This window comes from uncultured Parasphingorhabdus sp. (genome assembly GCF_963677535.2).
Classification (GTDB): domain Bacteria; phylum Pseudomonadota; class Alphaproteobacteria; order Sphingomonadales; family Sphingomonadaceae; genus Parasphingorhabdus.
Map to the genome: position 1 here is coordinate 507,435 of NZ_CAXXUT010000003.1, position 20,565 is coordinate 527,999.

Consider the following 20,565-nt stretch of genomic DNA (forward strand, 5'->3'; position numbering starts at 1 on the left):
AATGACGGAGCGGACGCATGAACATAGCGAACCAAATGGACATTGCAGCGACGGACCTCGCCCCCTATCTGCAGGGACGCGACTTTGACGGTGCCTGGGACCAGTTTCAGGAAGAAGGCTATGTCATCTTCCCCGATGTCCTGAGTCCCGAGCAGCTGGAGCAGCAGCACGCGGCACTGAAACCCTGGATCGACGCCGATATCCGCGGCCGCAACAATTTCGAGGGCGACCGGTCCAACCGCATCTACGGGATGCTCGACAAGGATCCGGTCTTTGCCGACCTGGTTTCCCATCCCCTGCAACTGGCCTTTGCCGAACGGGAGCTTGGCAAAAGTTGCCTGCTCTATGCCTGTCTCGCAATCAACCTGCATCCCGGCGAAACCGTCCAGCCGTGGCATTTCGATGACAGCCATTGCGGTCTGGCCCGGCCACGCGACCCGCTCAGCCTGTCAACTTTCTGGTCGATCAACGACACGACCGAGACCAATGGTGCCACCGAAATCATCCCCGGCAGCCACAAATGGGGTGACGAACAGCCGGCCGGTGCCAATCGCGGCTCCGATTTCAAGACGGGCGTTACCGACAAACAGACCAGCAGCAGCGATGACCATCCCGATATGATCAAGGCGACCATGCCGGCCGGTTCGCTGATGATCGCCAAGGGGACCTTGTGGCATCGCGGCGGCGGCAACAGTTCGGATGCCCATCGCCTGATCGTGACGCCGCAATTCTGCAAGGGATGGTGCCGCCCGCTGGAACAGCAATTGCTCGCGGTGTCTCCCGAAAAAGTTGCGCGCCTCCCCAAGCGGGTCCAGGAATTGCTGGGCTACAATATCCACCCCCCCTTCATGGGCTATGTTGACGGCATGCACCCGGGCAGGGTCTTGACGCAGATCTGAACTGCCCTCGAAGGGAGACCATATGAAAGCCCTGAAAAGCGACGCGCCACTGATCGTCTATGTCGACATCAAGAGTCCCTATGCCTTTGTCGCCATCCGGCCGACGCTGGCGCTGGAAAAATCTCTTGGCATGCGATTCGACTGGCGGCCCCTGACGCTCGATATCCCCAGCTATCTGGGCTCGGCGCGGAAAAGCAAGGGCAAGCTGGTTGAAAGCAACCGCAGCGCCAGCCAGTGGACGGGGATCAAATATGGCTATGCCGATGCCCGCCGCTATGCCGAGCGACAGGGCCTGATGCTCAAAGGCACCGAGAAAATCTGGGATTCGTCGATCGCCAATATCGCTATATCCTGGGCGATGCAGACAGATCGTGACCGGCTGGGTGACTATTTTGAAGCGGTCTACCCGCCCTTCTGGCGGCGGGAGCTTGATATCGAGGATGTTGCGGTGGTCGAGGCCTGTCTGGAGCAGGCCGGTATCGACTCGACCGGCTTTGCGGCCTTTGTCGAGGGCGAGGGACGGGCGCATCATGACGCGCTGCAGGCGCAGCTTCACCCGAGTGGCATCTACGGCGTTCCGACCTATGTCTTTGACGGCACCATCCTCTTTGGCCGTGAACATCTCCCTTATGTCCGCTGGCACCTGCAGGGCCGCAAAGGTCCGGCGCCCGATATCGCTTACGAAATTGATGGCGCGGAGGCATTGCCATGCTGACTGTCTTCATCGACTTCAAATCGCCCGCGTCCTTCCTTGCGTTCGAACCGACACTGGGTCTGGCGCGGGAAACCGGCGTTCCTGTCGATTGGCGGCCTTTTGCGGCCCGCCCCTTTCTGATTCCCGACAAAAAAGCCGACGAGACGGTCGGGGAGCGCCATCGCCGCGTCCGCGCGATCGCCCGGCGCGACACCCATTTGCATTATGCTGCGGTTCAGGGGCGGAACATGCATTTCGCGACGGATCCGGCGGGTAGCGATACCGCTCTTGCCGCCCTGGCGGGTCTGGAGGGTGACCCGGTACCGTTCATCCGCGCCGCTTATGATGCTTATTGGACGGATCAGGCGGACCTTGATGACGAGGCGGTGGTGGCGGGCCTGCTATCGGACGTGAACCTCGCTCTTCCCGACATGCAATCGGCCCGGGAATCGCTGGATTCCATTCGCGCCGCGGCAGAAGAATCCGGCATTTTCGAATCGCCTTCTTATGTCATTGCAGGCCAGCTGTTTGTCGGCCGCGAGCATCTCCCGTGGATAGGCTCGCTGACCAAAGCGGCGACCATCCGGTAAAATCCCGTTCTTTTTCTTGCGAATCCGGGAATCTGGGTATAAAGGGCTGGTTCTTTCCGAAACCATGCATATATCCGAACACAGTCAAATGACTGACACCCGGAGTTTATGTGGAAACCGGCGAGAAAGTTTAGGGAATCAAGCATGGCGAAAGTCAATCCAGGCGAATTCATGAATCAGGTCAAGGCCGAGACCAACAAGGTCGTCTGGCCGACATGGCCCGAGACCGTCCGTACGGCGATCCTCGTGCTGATCATGACGACGATACTCGGCCTGTTTTTTCTGGGCGTTGATTCGGTTTTTAACGGGATTGTAGCCTGGCTCCTCAGCCTTGCCTAAACGCCCCACTCAGTTTTTTTAGGTTATTCGCATGGCACGCTGGTACATCATTCACGCTTATTCGGGCTTTGAACACAAGGTCAAGGAAGCCATTGAGGCGGACGCCAAGCGTCTTGGCCTGACCGAGCTGGTCGAGGATATCGAGGTCCCGACCGAAACCATCACCGAAGTCAAGCGCGGCAAGAAGATCCAGTCGGAGCGGAAATTCTTCCCCGGCTATGTGCTGGCCAAGCTGGAAATGACCGATGATGTCTATCACCTGGTCAAGAACCAGCCCAAGGTTACCGGCTTCCTCGGCAGCAGCGGCAAACCGCAGGCGATCAGCGAAGCCGAAGCGGCCCGCATTCTCAACACCAAGGAAGAAGCTGCCAACGCTCCGAAAGAACGGATCACGGTCGCTTATGAAATCGGCGACGAGGTCAAGGTCAAATCCGGCCCGTTCAACAGCTTCAACGGCATTGTCGAGGAACTGGATTTCGACAAGAACAAGGTCAAGGTTTCCGTGTCCATCTTCGGTCGCGCAACCCCGGTCGAACTGGACTTCGGCGAAGTCGACCTGATCAGCTAGTTTTCATGCTTCGGACCCAAGTCCGGAGCACAACAGAATTTGGTGGCTTTCAGCTGCCGAATACCACCGCGGGAGGAAGTTTCGGCTTCTGTCTGACCGCTTAATTTGAGGTTTCGGAGACCCGCTCATCCTGAGCTTGTCGAAGGACCGAAAGAATGAAAGGACTGCCAAATGGCTAAGAAAATTGATGGTTATATCAATTTGCAAGTACCAGCCGGTATTGCAAATCCATCCCCGCCAATCGGCCCTGCACTGGGTCAGCGCGGCGTTAATATCATGGAATTCTGTAAGGCGTTCAACGCGGCTACAGACAAGCTGGAAAAAGGCACGCCGATCCCGACCAAGATCACGGTCTATGGCGATCGCAGCTTTACCTTTGAAACCAAGACGCCACCGGCCAGCTATCTGATCAAGAAGCTCGCCAAGCTGAAAAAAGGTTCGAGCGAACCTGGCAAGGCTTCCGGCGGATCGATCAAGGCTTCGCAGATCAAGGAGATCGCCGAAACGAAAATGGCCGACCTCAATGCCAACAGCATTGAACAGGCTATGAAAATCATTTCAGGCACCGCGCGCTCGATGGGCGTAGATGTGGTGGAGGGATAAGAAGATGGCGAAACTCTCCAAAAAAATGCAGGCGATCAACGAAAAAATCGATCGCGAAAAGCTCTACGGCATCGACGAAGCAATCAAGACGTTGAAAGACCTGGCTTCGTCCTCGAAATTTGACGAGACGCTCGACGTCGCGATCAATCTCGGCGTTGATCCCCGCCATGCTGACCAGATGGTCCGCGGCGTGATCTCGCTTCCTGCCGGCACCGGCAAGGAAACCCGGGTTGCCGTGTTTGCCAAGGATGCCAAAGCAGACGAAGCAAAGGAAGCGGGCGCCGACACGGTTGGTGCGGAAGATCTGATGGAAGCCATGCAGGGTGGCGATCTCAACTATGATCGTATCATCGCAACCCCCGACATGATGGGTGTTGTCGGTCGTCTCGGCAAGGTTCTCGGTCCGAAAGGCCTGATGCCGAACCCGAAACTCGGCACGGTGACCCCGAATGTCGCGCAAGCGGTCAAGGACGCCAAGGGCGGCCAGATCGAATATCGCGTCGAAAAAGCCGGTATCATCCACAATGGCATCGGCAAGGTCAGCTTCTCCGAAGCCGATCTGCGCAAGAATTTCGATGCGCTCGTCAACGCGGTCATCAAGGCAAAGCCAGCCGGCGCCAAGGGCAGATATGTCCGCAAGGTCGGCCTGAGCACGACCATGGGCCCCGGCCTCAAGGTTGATCTCGGCGAGATCGAAGGCGCCTGATTGATAGGGGTCATCCCGGCGCAAGCGGGGATGATATGCAATGCTTTTAGAAAAAGGCCGGGCGCGTTCCCGGCCTTTTTTCATGCGCGACAATTTCCGGAAGGACCGACATGACCCACTTGCAGATCAGCGCGGACCTGTCCTACCGCCTCGCCGCACCCTGCACGATATTGGTCCAGGTCGAGGCTGCGCCGACCGCCGGACAGGCGCCGACCGATTCGCGCATCGATATCGGTCCGGCGAACAGCAAAACCATCGTCCCGGCCCATGACCGCATCGGCACAAGATTGTGGACCACGCAGGAGGAGCAGCTCAGCATCTCTTATGCCGCGCAGGTCGCGATCGATCGCGCCGACCCCGATTTTGCCGCTTTGCTCGCCACCGACCTGCCAGACCTGCCGGGAGAGGCCGTGCCCTATCTCTTCAACTCGCTCTATTGCTCGGTCAACGCCTTTGACCAGGTGGTGACGGAGGAATTTGCCGGGTTGAGCGGTGGTGCTCTGGTGGCCGCCATGGCGGATTATATCCGCCAGACCATGCGCTACGGATCGGACGCCGACAATGTCCACAATGATGCCGGACAGAGCTTTGCCGCGCGCAAGGGCGTGTGCCGTGACTATGCCCATATATTGATCAGCATGGCGCGCTCGGCCAATATCCCGGCCCGCTTTGCCAGCACCTATGCCCCCGATGTCGCGCCGCAGGATTTCCACGCCGTGTCCGAAGTCTTTCTCGACGGCCAATGGCGTCTGGTCGACCCGACCGGCATGGCAAAGCCAAGCGATATGGCGGTCATCGGCATCGGCCGCGACGCCACCGATGTCTCCTTCCTCACCGCCTTCGGCAGCATGCAAATGGTCGAGCAAAGAGTGAAGGTAACCCGCATCTGAGCCGCAACCCGCGATTTCCGGCTTTCAGTACCCGCCCTTTTCGCTTTAGAATTGCTCCCGATCAACTTCCGGGAGGATGATATGCACAAGGGTTCCTGCCTCTGCGGCGCCATCGATATCGAAGTCGCCGGCGACCTGCCCGAGGCCGACGCCTGCCACTGCAGCCAGTGCCGCAAGCAGTCCGGTCATTACTGGGCCTCGATCGACGTGCCGACCAGCGCCGTCACCATCAACGGCGAAGACCATATCCGCTGGTACCAGTCCTCGGAAAAAGTCCGCCGCGGCTTCTGCGATACCTGCGGTGCCTTCCTGTTCTGGAAGCCGGTCCACCACGACAAGATCGCCATCGCCATGGGCTGTTTCGACCAGCCGACCGGCACGAAAATCTGGAGCCATATCTTCGTCGCCGACAAGGGGGACTATTACGAGATTGAAGCGGGGGTGCTGCAGCGGGATCATTAAACCTTCTCCCGTGAGGGAGAAGGATACGAAGCCTTATTCGCGTAGCGGATTAGGCGCAGTTGGATGAGGGTGTTCTGCCCTCAACGGCCCGGAACACCCTCACCCAGCTACGACTAGGCAACAAGTTGCCAAGTCTCCACATCCCTCTCCCTCACGGGAGAGGGGAATAGGCACGCCGTAAAATCGCAGCGGAACATTGACATTGCAGAGAATCCCGCTAATGGCTCCCCTACAAATTGTGCTTCCGTCAAAAGAAACACAATTTCCGTCCGAGACAGCCGGTGAGGGGAATATGCCTCTCTTAATTTCCAGCCTAGACGGGGATCAGTTTTTTCGTGTGGAGACACACGGGCACGCAGCCAGCGTTTTCTAACGCGGCAGAGCGGCCAAAACCCCCCTTCGGATTATACAGGATTGGTTTCGATCAGTCCTTTCGCTCGTCATGCTGAACCTGTTTCAGGATGGTGGTTACTAGAATCGGGTGCGGGCCTTTAAAACCCACGCCCACGTGAAGGAGCAAAATATGGATCGTGGTCAAAAGACCGAAGCGGTTGCCGCTCTGAACGCTGTTTTCAAAGAGGCCGGGGTGGTCGTGGTCACACGCAACCTGGGTCTCACCGTGGCTCAGTCTACCGAGCTGCGGACGAAAATGCGGGACGAAGGCGCAAGCTTCAAAGTCTCTAAAAACCGCCTTGCCAAGCTGGCTCTGGAAGGAACCGACTATGCCCCGATAGCTGATATGCTGTCTGGTCCGGTCGCGCTCGCCACATCGGATGATCCGGTGGCCGCTGCAAAAGTTGCAGTGGAATTTGCCAAATCCAACGATCGTCTTGAAATCGTTGGCGGCGCAATGGGTGACACCCTTCTTGACGAAGCAGGCGTAAAATCTCTGGCCTCCATGCCATCTCTTGATGAACTGCGCGGAACGATTGTTGGTCTGCTTGTCGCACCACAAACGAAAATCGCCCGGGTTGTCAAAGAACCAGCTGGAGCCCTTGCCCGTGTAGTTGGCGCTTTTGCCGCTACCGGTGAATGAATTTAACTTCTCAAATATTTAGAAAATTGGAGCGTATTTAAAATGGCTGATATTGCAAAACTGGTCGAAGAACTTTCGAAACTCACCGTCATGGAAGCGGCTGAACTGTCCAAGGCACTGGAAGAAGAGTGGGGCGTTTCCGCTGCTGCTGCTGTTGCTGTTGCTGGTCCTGCTGCTGCAGGCGGTGGCGAAGCTGCTGAAGAGCAGAGCGAATTTGACGTAATCCTGACCGGCGACGGCGGCAAGAAAATCCAGGTGATTAAAGAAGTCCGTGCGATTACCGCTCTGGGCCTCACCGATGCCAAAGCCCTCGTCGAAGGCGCACCGAAAGCGATCAAGGAAGGCGTTGCCAAAGCCGAAGCTGAAGAAATCAAAGCGAAGATCGAAGCAGCTGGCGGTACCGTCGAACTCAAATAAGCCTGACGGTTTATTGCAGAAAATTCGGGCGGCTTCAGGTTCGGGAGCCGCCCTTTTTCATGCCTGCCGGACAAATTGTCCGCCGGCGCAACAGTTTCCCGCCTAGGCGATCGGCACCATTTTGACCGGCATATGATCGATCTCGTGCAGGAAACAGCTGTCGGAATAGGTCAGCGGCCCGTCCTGCTCGACCCGGACATTGCGGCCGAGAATTTCCTCGAACAGCACCGCCAGCTGCATTTCCGCGAGCCGCGCACCGACGCAGCGGTGGACGCCGTGACCGAAGCCGATATGGCGGCGGGCATTGTCTCTGGTGAAATCGACGACATCGGGATTGGCGAACAGATACTCGTCCCGATTGGCCGAAATATACCAGAGTATGACCTTTTCGCCCGCCGGAATGATCTGGCCGCCCAGTTCGGTTTCGCAGGTCGTGGTCCGCCGCATATGGGTGACGGGCGATTGCCAGCGAATGATTTCCTGTGCCGCATTGGGCACCAGGGACGGATCCTCGCGCAGCCGTTCAAACTGGTCGGGGAACATATTGCAGGCGCGGACAAAGCCGCTCATGCTGTTGCGCGTGGTGTCATTGCCGCCGACGATCAGCAGCGCAATATTCGCCAGCCGCTCGAGTTCGGGCATATTGCCCATCGCGTCGCTGTGGATGATCCGGTTGAGAATCTTGTCGTTAGGCGGGTTTTTCCGCTCTTTTTCGAACAATTCGTCAAACTTGTTCAGCATCTGGTACATTTCGGCGAAAAATTTCTGCAGCCGTTCCTCGCTCTGGTCCGGCGACACTTCGCTGGCGGTGTCCGACCAGCGCTTCATGTCGCGCCATTGCTCCCAGGGGAAATCGAACAATACGCAGAGCATGCCGATGGTCAGCTTGACCGAGACTTCCTCTACCCAATCGAACGTCTCGCCCACCGGAAGCGCATCGAACAGCTCCTTGGTCCGCGCTCTTATCTCGGGTTCCCGTGCCAGCATCTCGCTCGGGTTGAACGATGGCTGCACCACCTTGCGCTGCGCCGTATGGGTCGGCGCATCCATGGCGATAAAATTGGGAAACTCATATTCTCCGCTGCCGTCGGTGATGGTGATCCCGCCTTGCTCATAGGAAGAAGAATAGGTCTCCGGATCGAGCTCCACCTTCTGTACCAGATCATGGGTCACCACCGACCAATAGGGTCCATAAGGGCTGTCGGGCCGATAGCTGACCGGCATTTCGCGGCGCAGCTGGGCGAAGGGAACCTGCCAGCGGTTTTCGGAATAGAGCGCACCATCACTCACATCAAAGGGCGTGATCGCCCGTTTTTCCAGAACGTCGGAATTGGTCATTGCTTCTCTCCTACCTTACAGATTATCCGATGGTTGCGGAAAGGCAAGGCGCTATTTACACAAATGTTAATGAGAGCAGGGACGACGACTATGACCGACAATGACGATCTCAGGGCTCTGGTGCGGACGATCCCGGACTATCCGAAACCGGGCATCCAGTTTCGCGATGTCTCGCCCCTGCTGCTCGACGGACCAGCCTTTCGCCAGACCATCGACCGGATGATTGCGCTGGTCGACCCCGACAGTTTCGACCTGATCGCCGGCATCGAGGCGCGCGGCTTCATCGTTTCGGCGGCGATGTCCTACGCGCTGGAAAAGGGCAAGGTGATGCTGCGCAAGCCGGGGAAATTGCCGGGCCAGTCAGTGAGCATCGACTATGCGCTGGAATATGGCACGGACCGGATCGAAATGCACGACGACGCGATCCGCCCCGGCCAGCGGGTGCTGCTGGTCGACGATCTGCTGGCCACCGGCGGGACGGCCATGGCGGGCGTGGAGTTGCTCCGTGGCCAGGGTGCCGAGGTCGAACGGGCACTGTTCATTGTCGACCTGCCCGATCTCGGCGGGGGCAAGACACTCGAAGCCGCCGGCGTGGAACCCACGGCGCTGATGGCCTTTGCCGGTGACTGATCTGCAACCCCAGATCGATCGAATAGCGGTCATAACCGGCGTCCAAGATGAAGCCGATGCGTTTCTGCGCGGCCACAACGCTGTCAGGCATGGCAGCCCTTTCGGCGATTACCGGACGGTCGATCATCCAAGATTGAACAAGGTCCCGGCAAAGCTTGCGATCATGTGTTCGGGTATCGGCAAGGTCCATGCCGGTGCTGCCGCGATGTTTTTGCGGCAGCATTTCAAACCGGACCTGTTTCTTGTTATCGGAACAGCGGGACAGGTGAGCGACATAGACGGGGACTGCTTCTATCTGCACCAAAGCCTGCAAGCCGACTATGGCACGCTGGAAAGATTTGGCGACCATGAAGGCTTTACCCACTATGACGCGGGCGCATGGCCGATTGGCCCGGCCGACTGGTCGCCGTTTGCAGCACTAGCCCGGCCAAATGGGTTCGACCTTCCTCATGCCCGCATCGCGACCGCCGACTGTTTCGTCAAATGTCCCGATCGCTCAGGCTATCTGCGCGATGTCTTGCAGGCCGATCTGGTTGATATGGAAACCGCTGCGGTGGCCCAGATAGCCGCACTGCTCGGCCTGCCCTGGGCCGGGATCAAGGCGGTCACCGACGGCGCGAACAGCGACAGTAGTGGCGACTTTCATGCCAATCTCGAACGGGCAGCCAACCGCGCCGCCAGCGAGGCAGCGCGGTTCATCGAACTGCTGTAGCCAGAGCCGTTCGTCCTGAGCCTGTCGAAGGACCGCCGCGGACGGATCGGCAAAGGCGGAAAAGCCTAACCCGCCACCCAATTGCCGTGAAAACCCGGCGGGATACGGTGTGGCAGGTGAATCACCGCCTGCGGCTCGCCAAGAAAATCGTCGGCGTTGAGAATCTGCAATTCGCTTTTCTCCTGCTGCGCATCGATCACCAGACCGATCAGCCAGCCTTCATCCTCGGCCGCATCCGGCGCGCGTGGCACGAACACAAATTCGCCCGGATGGCGACCCGGACCGAAATCGCGCACCAGCTTGCTGCCGTCCTGCAGATCATGTTTGAACAATTCGGTACCCGCCATGTCCAGTTCGTCGGGATGGCCGGCCAGCGCGATATCGTAGATAAAGCGATAGGGCTGCATGGTTTTCCGCTCGTCATAGCGGGGGAATTCCTGGGGACGGTCATCGAGGATCTTGCGATCGACTTTTCGGCTCGCCGGGTCGACGGTCCAGCGTTCCAGCCGCGACCATTTTCCACCCGGACCGAAGGTCGAGCGCGCATAGGTGCTCTCGTGTACCACGACATCGACGATCACCGTGCCGTCTGCGGTTTCGAAAGCATTCGCCGGATGATAGACGTAGCAGGGCTCGTCCAGCTCGCACCAGATGGTCTCCATGCCCAGCCCCTCGCGCGGGCACAGGCCGACGCGGGCGCCATGCTCCGGGTTCCAGTCATAGGGGAAGGCATAGCCGGCCAGCATCCGCTTCATCGAGAATGTCGCCGGCAGGTCAAAGACCAGCACATGATTTTCGGTAATCTGGCAGTCATGGATCGACGGCCCCTGGCGCACCGGGATCGGTTCCTCGCGGCGGACCGTACCCTCCTTGTCCAGCACCACGTGCCAGACCTTGTCCATCACCGGCGCGTCATAGCAGATGGCATGCATCTCGCCGGTTGCCGGATCGAGATGGGGATGGGCAGAAAAGGCATGATTCAGGGAATTATCGCACGGATTATGCGCAATTGTGTCCAGTTCTGCAGACATTTCCACCGGAAATCCCCCCGCTTCGACAATCGCGAAAGTGCGGCCATTGATGCCGATGATATTGGTATTGGCATTGTCGGTCCGTGGCTTGCGGGTGCCGGGCTTGCGCGCTTCGCCGAGCGCGTCGCTCACCTTGTTCGACCGGATCCAGCGGTTGCGATACCATTCCGCCTTGCCACCGGAAATCCGCACGCCATGGGCCATGCCATCGCCGGCAAACCAGTGGTAGCTGGCCTCGTCGGGCGTATCGACCGGATTGGGGCCGATGCGCAGATAGCGTCCGTCCAGCGCGGCCGGAATTTCCCCTTCGACGGGCAGGTCCGCCAGCGTCACCTCTTCGGTCATAGGCTTGTGCACACCGGTGAGATAGGGATGCCCATCTTCCGGCGCGTCCAGCCTTTTGCGGTTGAAATTCGACACTGCGCCCATGACGGGTGTGACAGCAGCGCGGATAGTTTTTTCAATTACGGAAGCCATGGATATTTCCTTCTCGCTGAAACCGGGATTGGCAAATCGACTCGGAATGTTTATGCTGTTAACATGACGAACTATGATAACAGTGTCAACATTGCATGTGACGCAGGGCCAACATGCCTCCGATTCTTCCGATGAGTACCGCCTATCATCATGGCGATTTGCGCGCGGCGGCGCTGCAAATGGGGATGGAGCGGATCGAGAATCAGGATCATCCCGACCTCGGCCTGCGCGCGCTGGCCCGCGATCTCGGGGTCTCGGCAACGGCATTATACCGCCACTTCCCGAACAAGGACGCGCTGCTCGATGCATTGGCGCTGGAAGCGCTCGGCCGGCTGGGTGCCAATCAGGCGAAGGCGGCCAGAGACGCCGGCGGCGGGCGCAACGGGTTTATCGAAGTCGGGATCACCTATGTCACATGGGCGGTCGAGAACCCCGCTCTGTTCCGGCTTATCTACACCCGCGTCGAAAAGGTGGATTTCGATTGCGACCCGACCGAAATGGGCGAGGCTTTCAACCAGTTGCGCGCCGGAATTGCAGCGTCGATGCCCGAAGGCATGTCGGCCGAGCAGCGCAATGTCGCGGCCCTGCACGCCTGGTCGCTGGTCCACGGCCTGGCGATGCTGATCCTCGACGGCCAGGTGGAATATGATCCGGAAATGGTCCGCAAAACCGTGGTCATGACGGATTTTCGCCCCGCCTGAACCGCCCGGGTGACCGGTCCCGCAACGATCTGCCCTGCTTAACCCGGCCTTTACCGGCTTTTGCTAGCCTCGCTCTTCACAAGCGGGGCGGGACATAAAATAAGCAAATTACGGGATCTTTTCACCAGAAGTGACAGGCAGAGATCGCTCCTTTGCGGCGTGTTTCTCTGTCTTGCGAGCCTTCTCGCCGCGCTGGAACTCGCCCTAGCTGACCGCAAATATGGTCTGTTTACAGGCGGCTTTGGCCAGTCGCAGGCCGTTGATAGGCTGGCTGAGCGCGCCCTTTTTCTGGTCAGCTATGCCGCTGCAATGGCGATGCTGGTCATCACCGTCTGGTGGATCATCATCCGGATATTCCGCAGCAGAGAGTCTTGGCCGCCGCTGTTCTTTCTGACCACGATCGTCGGTGGCGCCTATATCCTGCTGCTCGCGCTCACCTTCCAGCTGCATCAATATTTCAGCGATACCATGAGCTTCGCACTGATGGCCAATCTCGGCGGTGGCAGCCTGACCGATGCACTGTTATTTGCTTCCGACGAGATTGTCCTCGCCGTTGCCGGACTGGCCCTCGGCCTAAGTGCCTATATTTACGCATATCGCTTTCTGTCCCGTAGATTTCCGAAGAGCTGTGACGATCCTGCATGGCCGGCCTGCGGTCGTCTGGCCGTGGCAGCATTCCTTCTCACATTGATCCTCGCAATCGCTGTGCCCATGATTTCGAGCGACGTTAAAAATGGTCTGAACCGCACCCTTGCCTGGGGCCTGTTTACCACCGCTGCCAATCGACTTACCGATTTTGACAATGACGGCTATGGCTGGGTATCCGACATGCCGGACCGGCATCCGTTCAACAGCACCCGCTATCCACTGGCGATGGATGTGCCGGGTAACGGCATGGACGAAGACGGCTATGGTGGCGATCTCGAGTTGCTCCCCTTGCCACCGCAACCGCCCCTGACCGAAATAGCGGGCAAACGTCCTCATCTGATCCTGATCGTGATGGAAAGCACCCGCTATGATGTGATCGGCAAACGGATCAACGGCAAGACCGTGGCTCCCAACCTCGAGGCCATCGCCAGATCCGGCAGTCTGATATCTCCGGTGCTCAGCCACGTCGGCTTTACCACCGCGTCGCTGAAATCCCTGTTCTCCGGCAGCTTACAACCGGCCAGCGGCTCTCCCTCGCTATTCCGCGAACTGAAAGCCAGCGGCTATGAGATTTCGGTTTTCTCCGGCCAGCCGGAGGGGTTCGGCGATATTGCCGAGACCGTTGGCATGCGCGAGAATGCCGACCTGTTTCTGGATGGCGAAAAGCTGAAACATCTGCGCGCGTTCAGCAACGGCGCCCAGGGCTCGATCCTGATCGACGAAAAGCATCTGCTGGACGCTTTTGCGGAGGCCTATCAAGTGCCGGCAAAATGGGAAAAGCCGCAATTTCTCTATTTCAATTTCCAGTCGCCGCACTTTCCCTATTACCACAAGGACATGACGCTCAATCTGGTGGACCGCCCCCTGCCCCGATCGGAAATCAGTGCGGCCAACAAGGAGGAGCTGCGGCAAACATATTGGAACGCCGTCGCCTACGCAGACCAGCGCCTGGGAGAATTGGTGGTAAAACTGAAGCGTGACGGTCTTTGGGACGACAGCGTGGTGATTATAACCAGTGACCATGGCGAGGATTTGTTCGAAGACGGATTTCTGGGCCACGGACACAATATCAATATCCGCCAGAACGGCATCTTCCTGGTCACCAACCGTCCGGGAGTTTCGGCGAACGGCCCGGTCGGCCTGAGTGATCTTCGCGCCATCATCTTGTCACTGCTCAAGGGGGAGAAACCGGTCATCCCCGCAAACCCGGTGCTGATGACAGTTGGCGATCTCGACAGCCCGACCCAGATCGGTATCTCCGAAGGGACATCGGATATCACATCGCTGCGGCTCGACACCGGCGAAGCCTGCATGGTCGAGCAGAACCACTGCGCTCATGCCGACCATTTGTCCGGCACCTTCAGGCACCGCGTGGACCGGCTTATCCGCATCTGGGGATCCGCAAGATGGCAGAACCGGGCGGAACGAAAGCCCAACTGATCGCAAGCGGCGCTGCCACCGCTTGCCCGCAATGCGGGCCCGGATCTGAATATTGGTCCTTACTGGCAGGTGGATTGGCGATCATTCCGCTCGCCTACCTGCTGCATCTTCAAAAACCAGCAAATCCCCCGGCTGACAATTCAATTCCCGACAAATTGCCTCCAGCGTGGTGAATCGCATTGCCTTTGCCTTACCGGTTTTCAGGATCGACAGGTTGGCAAGCGTGATGTCGACCCGCTCAGCCAGTTCGGTCAGGGTCATACGATTGTCGTGGAGCAGATCGTCGAGCTTTACGGAAATTGCCATCAAACTATGCCTTCCAGCTCTTCCTGCATTTTGGCACCGCTATCAAAGACGCGAGCGAGAATAATCAGGAGCAGCACCAGCAATATACCCGACAGCGAAATGCTGCCGTCAATAGAGAGATGAAAATCCTGTCCCGGCTTTACCTCGCCAAGCATCGTGAGCAAGCCGGTTGCCAGGAGACTGCCAACGAAAGTGACTAGCTGAATCGCGAACACGGCAATGCCCATCCCGCGCAACCTTGTACCATTTATCCGGGTGAAGGGATTGCCCTCGCCGACCGAATCTACAATTTTTCTGAGGCGGTTGATGGCGAAGAGCGTGAGCAGCATGATGACCGCTCCCAGGAACATGAGTATTCCAATCAGGCCGACCGTTTCAGGCGCAGGTTGACTGACAAATATCTCACCCATCTCCGCCAGCAGCTGCCGGTAGGAAAACAATAGAACGGGTAACGCGGCTGCAAGCGCACCAACGCCAAGCACCAGCATCCATTTGGCGAAAATCAACAGTCCACGCGTTGATTTGAGTATGATGTCATTCGGTTTCTTTGTCTGCGTCATATTTCCCTCCAATATCCGGCTGTCATTCCTTATCGCTTATCGATATAGATTTATTGATAAACATCAAGCTTATTATTGTTTTTCGATATATTCTGCTCCAGAAAGCCTCCCTGTCGAGACTCGCGGCGAGGGTGAAAACAATGTCGGTCATCATGCTTGTCCACGTCACCATGGGTGCGATCGCCTATTCGCCGGTGCGATGGCTCTGATCACGGCAAACGGATCGCGACCGCACCGGGTGGCTGGCAATATATTCTTCGTCTCGATGCTGGTGATGGCGATGGCAGGCATCTATATAGCCTTGATCCTGCCCATGGCGATTTCGGTCCTGGCCGGTCTCATCACGATCTATCTGGTCTGCACATCCCGGTCGGCTGCCAAGCGAACCGACGGCGCGATCACTCTAGCCGACTATCTGGCGTCTACATTGATATTGTTTGTTGTCATTGGCGCAATTGCGGCCGGGTTCGAGGCGCAAAACAGCCCGACTGGATTAACAGACGGACTGCCCGCCGCTCCGCACTTTTTCTTCGCAGGATTGGCGACTTTGCTCGCGATGGGCGACATCGTCATGATCGCCCGAAAGAAAATTACCGGAAGGCAGCCTATCGCACGCCATTTGTGGCGGATGTGCCTAGCCTATTTTATCGCAAACGGATCTCTGTTCACCGGCCCGGGAGCAGCACCCTTTCCCAAGAGCGTTCGTGACAGTGGCATTCTGGACATTCCGGAACCACTCGTTTTGCTTGTCATGATCTTCTGGGTTATCCGGGTGCTGGCAACAAAATGGTATGGAGACAAACCGGCCACCTCATCCATATCTCCCAACCCCGCCTCTTGACCCGGCTCCAACATCGCCCTATATCCCGCGCTCACCACAGATTTCGAGACAGGGCGTGCAGTCGCGCGGCGCGCCAGAAGAAATGAAATTTGCACGGTTTTCAGGACGCTAAAAAGCTGCAGTTTCCCACCTTGGGAGACATGCGGCTTTTGTCGTCTTGAAGCGCCTCCACATTTTGATTTTCCGCCGGTTTTCCGGCGATGGCGAGAAGGCAAAACGATATGGCTACCCACGCAGCTTCGGTCAAAACGACGGCTCCGACCCCCACCCGCAAGAAACGCATCCGCAAGATTTTCGGCGACATTCACGAGGTCATCGAAATGCCGAATCTTATCGAGGTTCAGCGCGAATCATATGAGCAGTTCCTGCGTTCGGATCCCTCGATCGGATATGTTTCCGGTCTCGAAAAGACGCTGCGCAGCGTGTTCCCGATCCGCGACTTTGCCGGCACCGCCGAAATGGACTTCGTCAACTATCAGCTCGAAGATCCCAAATATAATGTCGACGAATGCCGCCAGCGGGGCATTACTTATGCCGCACCGATGAAGGTAACCCTCCGCCTGATCGTGTTCGAGGTCGACCCTGAAACAGAAGCACGCTCGGTTCTCGATATCAAGGAACAGGACGTTTACATGGGCGACATGCCACTGATGACCAAGAACGGCACGTTCGTCATCAACGGCACAGAGCGCGTTATCGTCAGCCAGATGCACCGTTCGCCCGGCGTATTGTTTGACCATGACCGCGGCAAGACCCACTCGTCCGGCAAATTCCTCTTCGCCGCCCGCGTCATTCCATACCGCGGCAGCTGGCTCGACTTCGAATTTGACGCCAAAGATATCGTCAACGTCCGCATCGACCGCAAGCGCAAGCTGCCGGTGACCGCATTGCTGCGTTCGCTGGGTGACGCGATTCTGGAAGTCAAAGAGAAGAAGCCTGATTTCAAGGTCGGTGAAATGGTTCGTGTCAGCGGCATGAAACAGCCAGCCGAAATTCTGGAAATTGACGGCAATCTGATCACCATCCGCGAACCGATGGGCGCAATCGAATTTAACGGCGGCAAGATCGAAGACGAAGGCCGCACGAAGAGCGCCGAAATCGTCAAGATCGTCAAACAGGGCTATTCGGAAGAAGATATCCTGAACCTGTTCTACGACCGGATCGTTTACAAGCGCGCGAAAGACGGCTGGACCATTCCTTTCGTCACCGAACAGTGGCGCGGCATCAAGCCGACCTTCGATATCGTTGACGCGCAGAGCGGCGAAGTCGTTTTCGAAGCGGGTACGAAGATCACCCCGCGCGCTGCCAAGAAAGCCGAATCCGACGGCATGACAAACATTGTCATCCCGACCGAAGAAATTTTCGGACGCTACAGTGCCTTCGACCTGATCAACGAGAAAACCGGCGAAATCTACATCGAGGCCGGCGACGAAGTGACGGCGGAAAATCTCGAGAAGATCGACAATGCCGGCATCGACGCGCTCGAACTGCTCGATATCGACCATGTCACAACGGGTCCGTGGATCCGCAACACGCTGAAGGTCGACAAGGCCGAAGACCGTGACGGCGCCCTGTCCGACATCTACCGCGTCATGCGTCCCGGCGAACCGCCAACGCGCGAAACAGCCGAAGCCCTGTTCGAGGGTCTGTTCTTCGATCCGGAACGCTATGACCTGTCCGCTGTGGGCCGTGTCAAACTCAACATGCGTCTCGAACTGGATGCGCCGGCGGATTACACCATCCTGCGCAAGGAAGACATTCTCGCGGTTGTCAAAACCCTGGTCGATCTGAAAGACGGCAAGGGCGAAGTCGATGACATCGACAATCTCGGCAACCGTCGTGTCCGTTCGGTTGGCGAGCTGCTGGAAAACCAGTATCGCGTCGGCCTCCTCCGCATGGAGCGCGCAGTCAAGGAGCGGATGAGCAGCGTCGACGTATCCACCGTGATGCCGAACGATCTGATCAATGCGAAACCTGCGGTTGCAACGGTTCGCGAATTTTTCGGCTCCTCGCAGCTGTCGCAGTTCATGGATCAGACCAATCCGCTTTCGGAAGTCACCCATAAACGCCGCGTATCAGCCTTGGGCCCCGGTGGTCTGACCCGCGAACGGGCCGGCTTTGAAGTCCGCGACGTTCACCCGACCCATTATGGCCGTATCTGCCCGATTGAAACGCCGGAAGGCCCGAACATCGGCCTGATCAACTCGCTGGCATCGTTCAGCCGCGTTAACCAGTACGGCTTCATCGAAACGCCATACCGGAAAGTCGTGGACAACAAGGTCACCAACGACGTTGTCTATCTTTCTGCCATGGAAGAACAGAAGCACACCGTGGCGCAGGCCAACGCCGAGCTGAATGAAGACGGCAGCTTCGTCGAGGAAATCGTTTCCTCGCGTCAGGCTGGCGAATTCCTGATGGCGCCGCGCGATATCATCACCCTCATGGACGTTAGCCCGAAACAGCTGGTTTCGGTCGCTGCATCGCTCATTCCGTTCCTGGAAAACGATGACGCCAACCGCGCGCTCATGGGATCGAACATGCAACGTCAGGCTGTGCCTCTGGTGAAAGCCGAAGCACCGTTTGTCGGCACCGGCATGGAAGAAACCGTGGCTCGCGACTCCGGCGCAGCCATCGCGGCCCGCCGCGCCGGCATCGTCGATCAGGTGGACGCCACCCGTATCGTCATCCGCGCATCGGGTGCGGTCGAAGCCGGCAAGTCCGGTGTCGACATCTACACGCTGCAGAAATTCCAGCGGTCCAACCAGAACACCTGCATCAACCAGCGTCCGCTGGTGAAGGTCGGCGAAATCGTCCAGAAGGGCGACACGATCGCCGACGGTCCGTCCACCGACATGGGCGAACTGGCACTCGGCAAGAACAGCCTCGTCGCCTTCATGCCCTGGAATGGCTACAACTACGAGGATAGTATCCTGATCTCCGAACGGATCGTGAAAGACGACGTCTTCACCTCGATCCACATCGAAGAATTTGAAGTCATGGCCCGCGATACCAAGCTTGGCCCCGAAGACATCACCCGCGACATTCCGAATGTCGGCGAGGAAGCCCTGCGCAACCTCGACGAAGCAGGCATTGTCTATATCGGTGCGGAAATCGAACCGGGCGATATTCTCGTCGGCAAGATCACGCCCAAGGGCGAGTCGCCAATGACGCCGGAAGAGAAGCTTCTGCGCGCCATCTTCGGTGAAAAAGCGTCTGACGTGCGTGACACCTCCCTGCGCCTGCCACCCGGCGTCGCCGGAACGGTCGTTGAAGTCCGTGTCTTCAACCGCCACGGCATCGACAAGGACGAACGTGCGCTGGCGATCGAACGCGAGGAAATCGGTCGCTTTACCAAGGATCGCGACGACGAACGCGCCATTCTCAACCGTGCAACCTTCAACACGCTGAAAGACATGCTGATCGGCCAGACCGCGACTTCCGCGCCCAAGCCAATGAAGAAGGGTGCCACGATCACCGAGGAAAGCCTGTCCGAACTGGAACAGGTTGATTGGTGGAAGATTGCCGTCAAGGATGATCAGGTTCAGGCCGATTTCGAAGCTACCCGTCAGCAATATGACGAAGCGATCAAGCGGATCAACGAACGGTTCGAGGACCGTCGCGAGAAGCTGGAACGCGGTGACGAACTGGCTCCGGGCGTTCTGAAAATGGTCAAGGTCTTCGTCGCGGTGAAGCGCAAGCTGCAGCCAGGCGACAAGATGGCCGGCCGTCACGGCAACAAGGGGGTTATCTCCCGCATACTGCCGCAGGAAGACATGCCGTTCCTCGAGGATGGTACGCCGGTTGACATCGTGCTCAACCCGCTTGGCGTGCCTTCGCGAATGAACGTCGGACAGATTTTCGAAACCCATCTGGGCTGGGCCGCACGTGGTCTAGGCCAGCAGGTCACCGAAGCGCTGGAAGAATGGAAACTCGCCAACCCCGATCCGCAGGCAGCATCGCCGCCAGATGCGGTCAAGGAACGGCTGAAGGTGATCTACGGTGAGCAATATCACGAGGATATCGACAGCCGTGAAACCGCCGACATCGTTGAAATGGTGGGCCATCTGCGCCACGGTGTCCCGATGGGAACGCCGGTGTTTGACGGCGCCCACGAAGGCGACATTTCCGACATGCTCGAACTGGCAGGTCTGGATCGCAGCGGTCAGGTCGATCTTTATGATGGCCGGACCGGTGACAAGTTCGACCGCAAGGTGACCGTGGGCTATATCTACATGCTCAAGCTACACCATCTGGTCGACGACAAGATCCACGCTCGTTCGATCGGTCCTTACAGCCTGGTCACGCAACAGCCTCTTGGCGGTAAAGCGCAATTTGGCGGACAGCGTTTCGGGGAAATGGAAGTCTGGGCACTGCAGGCTTATGGCGCGGCTTACACGTTGCAGGAAATGCTGACGGTCAAGTCGGATGACGTGATCGGCCGGACCAAGGTTTACGAAGCAATCGTCAAGGGCGACGATACATTCGAAGCCGGTGTTCCGGAAAGCTTCAACGTTCTGGTCAAGGAAATGCGGTCGCTCGGCCTCAACGTCCAGCTCTCCAGCTTCGGTGACGAGGATGAAGACGGCGACGATGATGACGACGGCATTGCGATAGCGGCGGAGTGAAGCGCTAGTTTCACGCCACCCAGCATTTGAAATTTGGGGCGTAAGCCCAAAA

The 20,565-nt window shown here is 57.9% G+C and carries 21 protein-coding genes; 17 read left to right on the forward strand and 4 right to left on the reverse strand.

Going from position 1 to position 20,565, the window contains the following annotated elements:
- The first annotated feature begins 17 nt into the window (after positions 1 to 17).
- The 11 genes from ACHZCJ_RS09375 to rplL all read left to right on the forward strand — a co-directional run bounded on the left by ACHZCJ_RS09375 (position 18) and on the right by rplL (position 7,204).
- Entirely contained in the window at positions 18 to 899 is an 882-nt protein-coding gene (locus tag ACHZCJ_RS09375) for a phytanoyl-CoA dioxygenase family protein (protein WP_321325863.1), read from the forward strand.
- Between the two features lie 22 nt (positions 900 to 921).
- Positions 922 to 1,614, forward strand: coding sequence for a DsbA family protein (locus ACHZCJ_RS09380; RefSeq protein ID WP_321325865.1), 693 nt, complete (start codon positions 922 to 924; stop codon positions 1,612 to 1,614).
- Complete coding sequence (locus tag ACHZCJ_RS09385; RefSeq protein WP_321325867.1) at positions 1,608 to 2,183, forward strand: DsbA family protein; 576 nt, start codon at positions 1,608 to 1,610, stop codon at positions 2,181 to 2,183. Before ACHZCJ_RS09380 ends, ACHZCJ_RS09385 begins: the two co-directional genes overlap by 7 nt.
- Positions 2,184 to 2,327: 144 nt before the next feature.
- Positions 2,328 to 2,522, forward strand: coding sequence for a preprotein translocase subunit SecE (gene secE, locus ACHZCJ_RS09390; RefSeq protein WP_067197601.1), 195 nt, complete (start codon positions 2,328 to 2,330; stop codon positions 2,520 to 2,522).
- A 31-nt stretch (positions 2,523 to 2,553) separates the two neighbouring features.
- On the forward strand, positions 2,554 to 3,090 hold the full coding sequence (gene nusG, locus ACHZCJ_RS09395) for a transcription termination/antitermination protein NusG (RefSeq protein WP_067197598.1): 537 nt from the start codon (positions 2,554 to 2,556) through the stop codon (positions 3,088 to 3,090).
- Between the two features lie 171 nt (positions 3,091 to 3,261).
- Positions 3,262 to 3,693 (forward strand): 50S ribosomal protein L11, encoded by a 432-nt coding sequence (gene rplK, locus ACHZCJ_RS09400; RefSeq protein WP_089133374.1) that lies wholly within the window; start codon positions 3,262 to 3,264, stop codon positions 3,691 to 3,693.
- Positions 3,694 to 3,697: 4 nt separating this feature from the next.
- Positions 3,698 to 4,399 carry a 50S ribosomal protein L1 gene (gene rplA, locus ACHZCJ_RS09405; protein WP_159647568.1) on the forward strand — a complete coding sequence of 234 codons (702 nt, stop codon included), beginning with the start codon at positions 3,698 to 3,700 and terminating at the stop codon, positions 4,397 to 4,399.
- Positions 4,400 to 4,509: 110 nt separating this feature from the next.
- On the forward strand, positions 4,510 to 5,289 hold the full coding sequence (locus ACHZCJ_RS09410) for a transglutaminase family protein (protein WP_321325873.1): 780 nt from the start codon (positions 4,510 to 4,512) through the stop codon (positions 5,287 to 5,289).
- Between the two features lie 81 nt (positions 5,290 to 5,370).
- Entirely contained in the window at positions 5,371 to 5,751 is a 381-nt protein-coding gene (locus ACHZCJ_RS09415; protein ID WP_321325875.1) for a GFA family protein, read from the forward strand.
- Positions 5,752 to 6,274: 523 nt separating this feature from the next.
- Positions 6,275 to 6,787, forward strand: coding sequence for a 50S ribosomal protein L10 (rplJ, locus tag ACHZCJ_RS09420; RefSeq protein WP_159645938.1), 513 nt, complete (start codon positions 6,275 to 6,277; stop codon positions 6,785 to 6,787).
- Positions 6,788 to 6,829: 42 nt separating this feature from the next.
- Complete coding sequence (rplL, locus tag ACHZCJ_RS09425; protein WP_159645941.1) at positions 6,830 to 7,204, forward strand: 50S ribosomal protein L7/L12; 375 nt, start codon at positions 6,830 to 6,832, stop codon at positions 7,202 to 7,204.
- 102 nt (positions 7,205 to 7,306) lie between these two features.
- Here the strand turns inward: rplL and ACHZCJ_RS09430 are convergent, their stop codons facing one another.
- Positions 7,307 to 8,542, reverse strand: coding sequence for a cytochrome P450 (locus tag ACHZCJ_RS09430; protein WP_321325879.1), 1,236 nt, complete (start codon positions 8,540 to 8,542; stop codon positions 7,307 to 7,309).
- Between the two features lie 90 nt (positions 8,543 to 8,632).
- Between ACHZCJ_RS09430 and ACHZCJ_RS09435 the strand changes: the two genes are divergently transcribed.
- Together ACHZCJ_RS09435 and ACHZCJ_RS09440 are read left to right on the forward strand one after the other, a co-directional pair.
- Positions 8,633 to 9,172, forward strand: a complete 540-nt coding sequence (locus ACHZCJ_RS09435) for an adenine phosphoribosyltransferase (protein ID WP_321325881.1) — start codon at positions 8,633 to 8,635, stop codon at positions 9,170 to 9,172.
- A complete protein-coding gene (locus ACHZCJ_RS09440; RefSeq protein WP_321325883.1) occupies positions 9,165 to 9,884 on the forward strand; it encodes a 5'-methylthioadenosine/S-adenosylhomocysteine nucleosidase in 720 nt (239 codons plus the stop codon). Before ACHZCJ_RS09435 ends, ACHZCJ_RS09440 begins: the two co-directional genes overlap by 8 nt.
- Positions 9,885 to 9,949: 65 nt before the next feature.
- Here the strand turns inward: ACHZCJ_RS09440 and ACHZCJ_RS09445 are convergent, their stop codons facing one another.
- Entirely contained in the window at positions 9,950 to 11,392 is a 1,443-nt protein-coding gene (locus tag ACHZCJ_RS09445) for a carotenoid oxygenase family protein (protein WP_321325885.1), read from the reverse strand.
- A gap of 113 nt (positions 11,393 to 11,505) precedes the next feature.
- Between ACHZCJ_RS09445 and ACHZCJ_RS09450 the strand changes: the two genes are divergently transcribed.
- Together ACHZCJ_RS09450 and ACHZCJ_RS09455 are read left to right on the forward strand one after the other, a co-directional pair.
- Complete coding sequence (locus tag ACHZCJ_RS09450) at positions 11,506 to 12,093, forward strand: TetR/AcrR family transcriptional regulator (RefSeq protein WP_394700087.1); 588 nt, start codon at positions 11,506 to 11,508, stop codon at positions 12,091 to 12,093.
- 159 nt (positions 12,094 to 12,252) lie between these two features.
- Positions 12,253 to 14,181, forward strand: coding sequence for a sulfatase-like hydrolase/transferase (locus tag ACHZCJ_RS09455; protein WP_321325887.1), 1,929 nt, complete (start codon positions 12,253 to 12,255; stop codon positions 14,179 to 14,181).
- Positions 14,182 to 14,262: 81 nt separating this feature from the next.
- On the opposite strand, the gene ACHZCJ_RS09460 is transcribed toward ACHZCJ_RS09455, so the two are convergent.
- Entirely contained in the window at positions 14,263 to 14,487 is a 225-nt protein-coding gene (locus ACHZCJ_RS09460; RefSeq protein WP_321325889.1) for a helix-turn-helix transcriptional regulator, read from the reverse strand.
- The gene (locus ACHZCJ_RS09465; protein WP_321325891.1) at positions 14,487 to 15,047 is read right to left on the reverse strand and encodes a DUF2975 domain-containing protein; all 561 of its coding nucleotides are present in this window, start codon (positions 15,045 to 15,047) and stop codon (positions 14,487 to 14,489) included. Before ACHZCJ_RS09465 ends, ACHZCJ_RS09460 begins: the two co-directional genes overlap by 1 nt.
- 199 nt (positions 15,048 to 15,246) lie before the next feature.
- On the opposite strand from ACHZCJ_RS09465, the gene ACHZCJ_RS09470 reads away from it, so the two are divergent.
- Positions 15,247 to 15,888 carry a hypothetical protein gene (locus ACHZCJ_RS09470; protein WP_321325894.1) on the forward strand — a complete coding sequence of 214 codons (642 nt, stop codon included), beginning with the start codon at positions 15,247 to 15,249 and terminating at the stop codon, positions 15,886 to 15,888.
- Positions 15,889 to 16,109: 221 nt separating this feature from the next.
- Positions 16,110 to 20,513 (forward strand): DNA-directed RNA polymerase subunit beta, encoded by a 4,404-nt coding sequence (rpoB, locus tag ACHZCJ_RS09475; protein WP_394700088.1) that lies wholly within the window; start codon positions 16,110 to 16,112, stop codon positions 20,511 to 20,513.
- The last annotated feature ends 52 nt before the right edge of the window (positions 20,514 to 20,565 follow it).

What these genes read in the sequence shown, in the direction of transcription:
- ACHZCJ_RS09385 (WP_321325867.1), top strand. Translation starts at nt 1,608, where the DNA reads ATGCTGACTGTCTTCATCGACTTCAAATCGCCCGCGTCCTTCCTTGCG.
- rpoB (WP_394700088.1), top strand. Translation starts at nt 16,110, where the DNA reads ATGGCTACCCACGCAGCTTCGGTCAAAACGACGGCTCCGACCCCCACC.
- rplA (WP_159647568.1), top strand. Translation starts at nt 3,698, where the DNA reads ATGGCGAAACTCTCCAAAAAAATGCAGGCGATCAACGAAAAAATCGAT.
- ACHZCJ_RS09470 (WP_321325894.1), top strand. Translation starts at nt 15,247, where the DNA reads ATGGCTCTGATCACGGCAAACGGATCGCGACCGCACCGGGTGGCTGGC.
- ACHZCJ_RS09415 (WP_321325875.1), top strand. Translation starts at nt 5,371, where the DNA reads ATGCACAAGGGTTCCTGCCTCTGCGGCGCCATCGATATCGAAGTCGCC.
- ACHZCJ_RS09450 (WP_394700087.1), top strand. Translation starts at nt 11,506, where the DNA reads ATGCCTCCGATTCTTCCGATGAGTACCGCCTATCATCATGGCGATTTG.
- ACHZCJ_RS09410 (WP_321325873.1), top strand. Translation starts at nt 4,510, where the DNA reads ATGACCCACTTGCAGATCAGCGCGGACCTGTCCTACCGCCTCGCCGCA.
- ACHZCJ_RS09375 (WP_321325863.1), top strand. Translation starts at nt 18, where the DNA reads ATGAACATAGCGAACCAAATGGACATTGCAGCGACGGACCTCGCCCCC.
- ACHZCJ_RS09430 (WP_321325879.1), bottom strand. Translation starts at nt 8,542, where the DNA reads ATGACCAATTCCGACGTTCTGGAAAAACGGGCGATCACGCCCTTTGAT.
- rplK (WP_089133374.1), top strand. Translation starts at nt 3,262, where the DNA reads ATGGCTAAGAAAATTGATGGTTATATCAATTTGCAAGTACCAGCCGGT.
- ACHZCJ_RS09465 (WP_321325891.1), bottom strand. Translation starts at nt 15,047, where the DNA reads ATGACGCAGACAAAGAAACCGAATGACATCATACTCAAATCAACGCGT.
- ACHZCJ_RS09435 (WP_321325881.1), top strand. Translation starts at nt 8,633, where the DNA reads ATGACCGACAATGACGATCTCAGGGCTCTGGTGCGGACGATCCCGGAC.
- rplJ (WP_159645938.1), top strand. Translation starts at nt 6,275, where the DNA reads ATGGATCGTGGTCAAAAGACCGAAGCGGTTGCCGCTCTGAACGCTGTT.
- ACHZCJ_RS09445 (WP_321325885.1), bottom strand. Translation starts at nt 11,392, where the DNA reads ATGGCTTCCGTAATTGAAAAAACTATCCGCGCTGCTGTCACACCCGTC.
- secE (WP_067197601.1), top strand. Translation starts at nt 2,328, where the DNA reads ATGGCGAAAGTCAATCCAGGCGAATTCATGAATCAGGTCAAGGCCGAG.
- rplL (WP_159645941.1), top strand. Translation starts at nt 6,830, where the DNA reads ATGGCTGATATTGCAAAACTGGTCGAAGAACTTTCGAAACTCACCGTC.
- ACHZCJ_RS09380 (WP_321325865.1), top strand. Translation starts at nt 922, where the DNA reads ATGAAAGCCCTGAAAAGCGACGCGCCACTGATCGTCTATGTCGACATC.
- ACHZCJ_RS09460 (WP_321325889.1), bottom strand. Translation starts at nt 14,487, where the DNA reads ATGGCAATTTCCGTAAAGCTCGACGATCTGCTCCACGACAATCGTATG.
- nusG (WP_067197598.1), top strand. Translation starts at nt 2,554, where the DNA reads ATGGCACGCTGGTACATCATTCACGCTTATTCGGGCTTTGAACACAAG.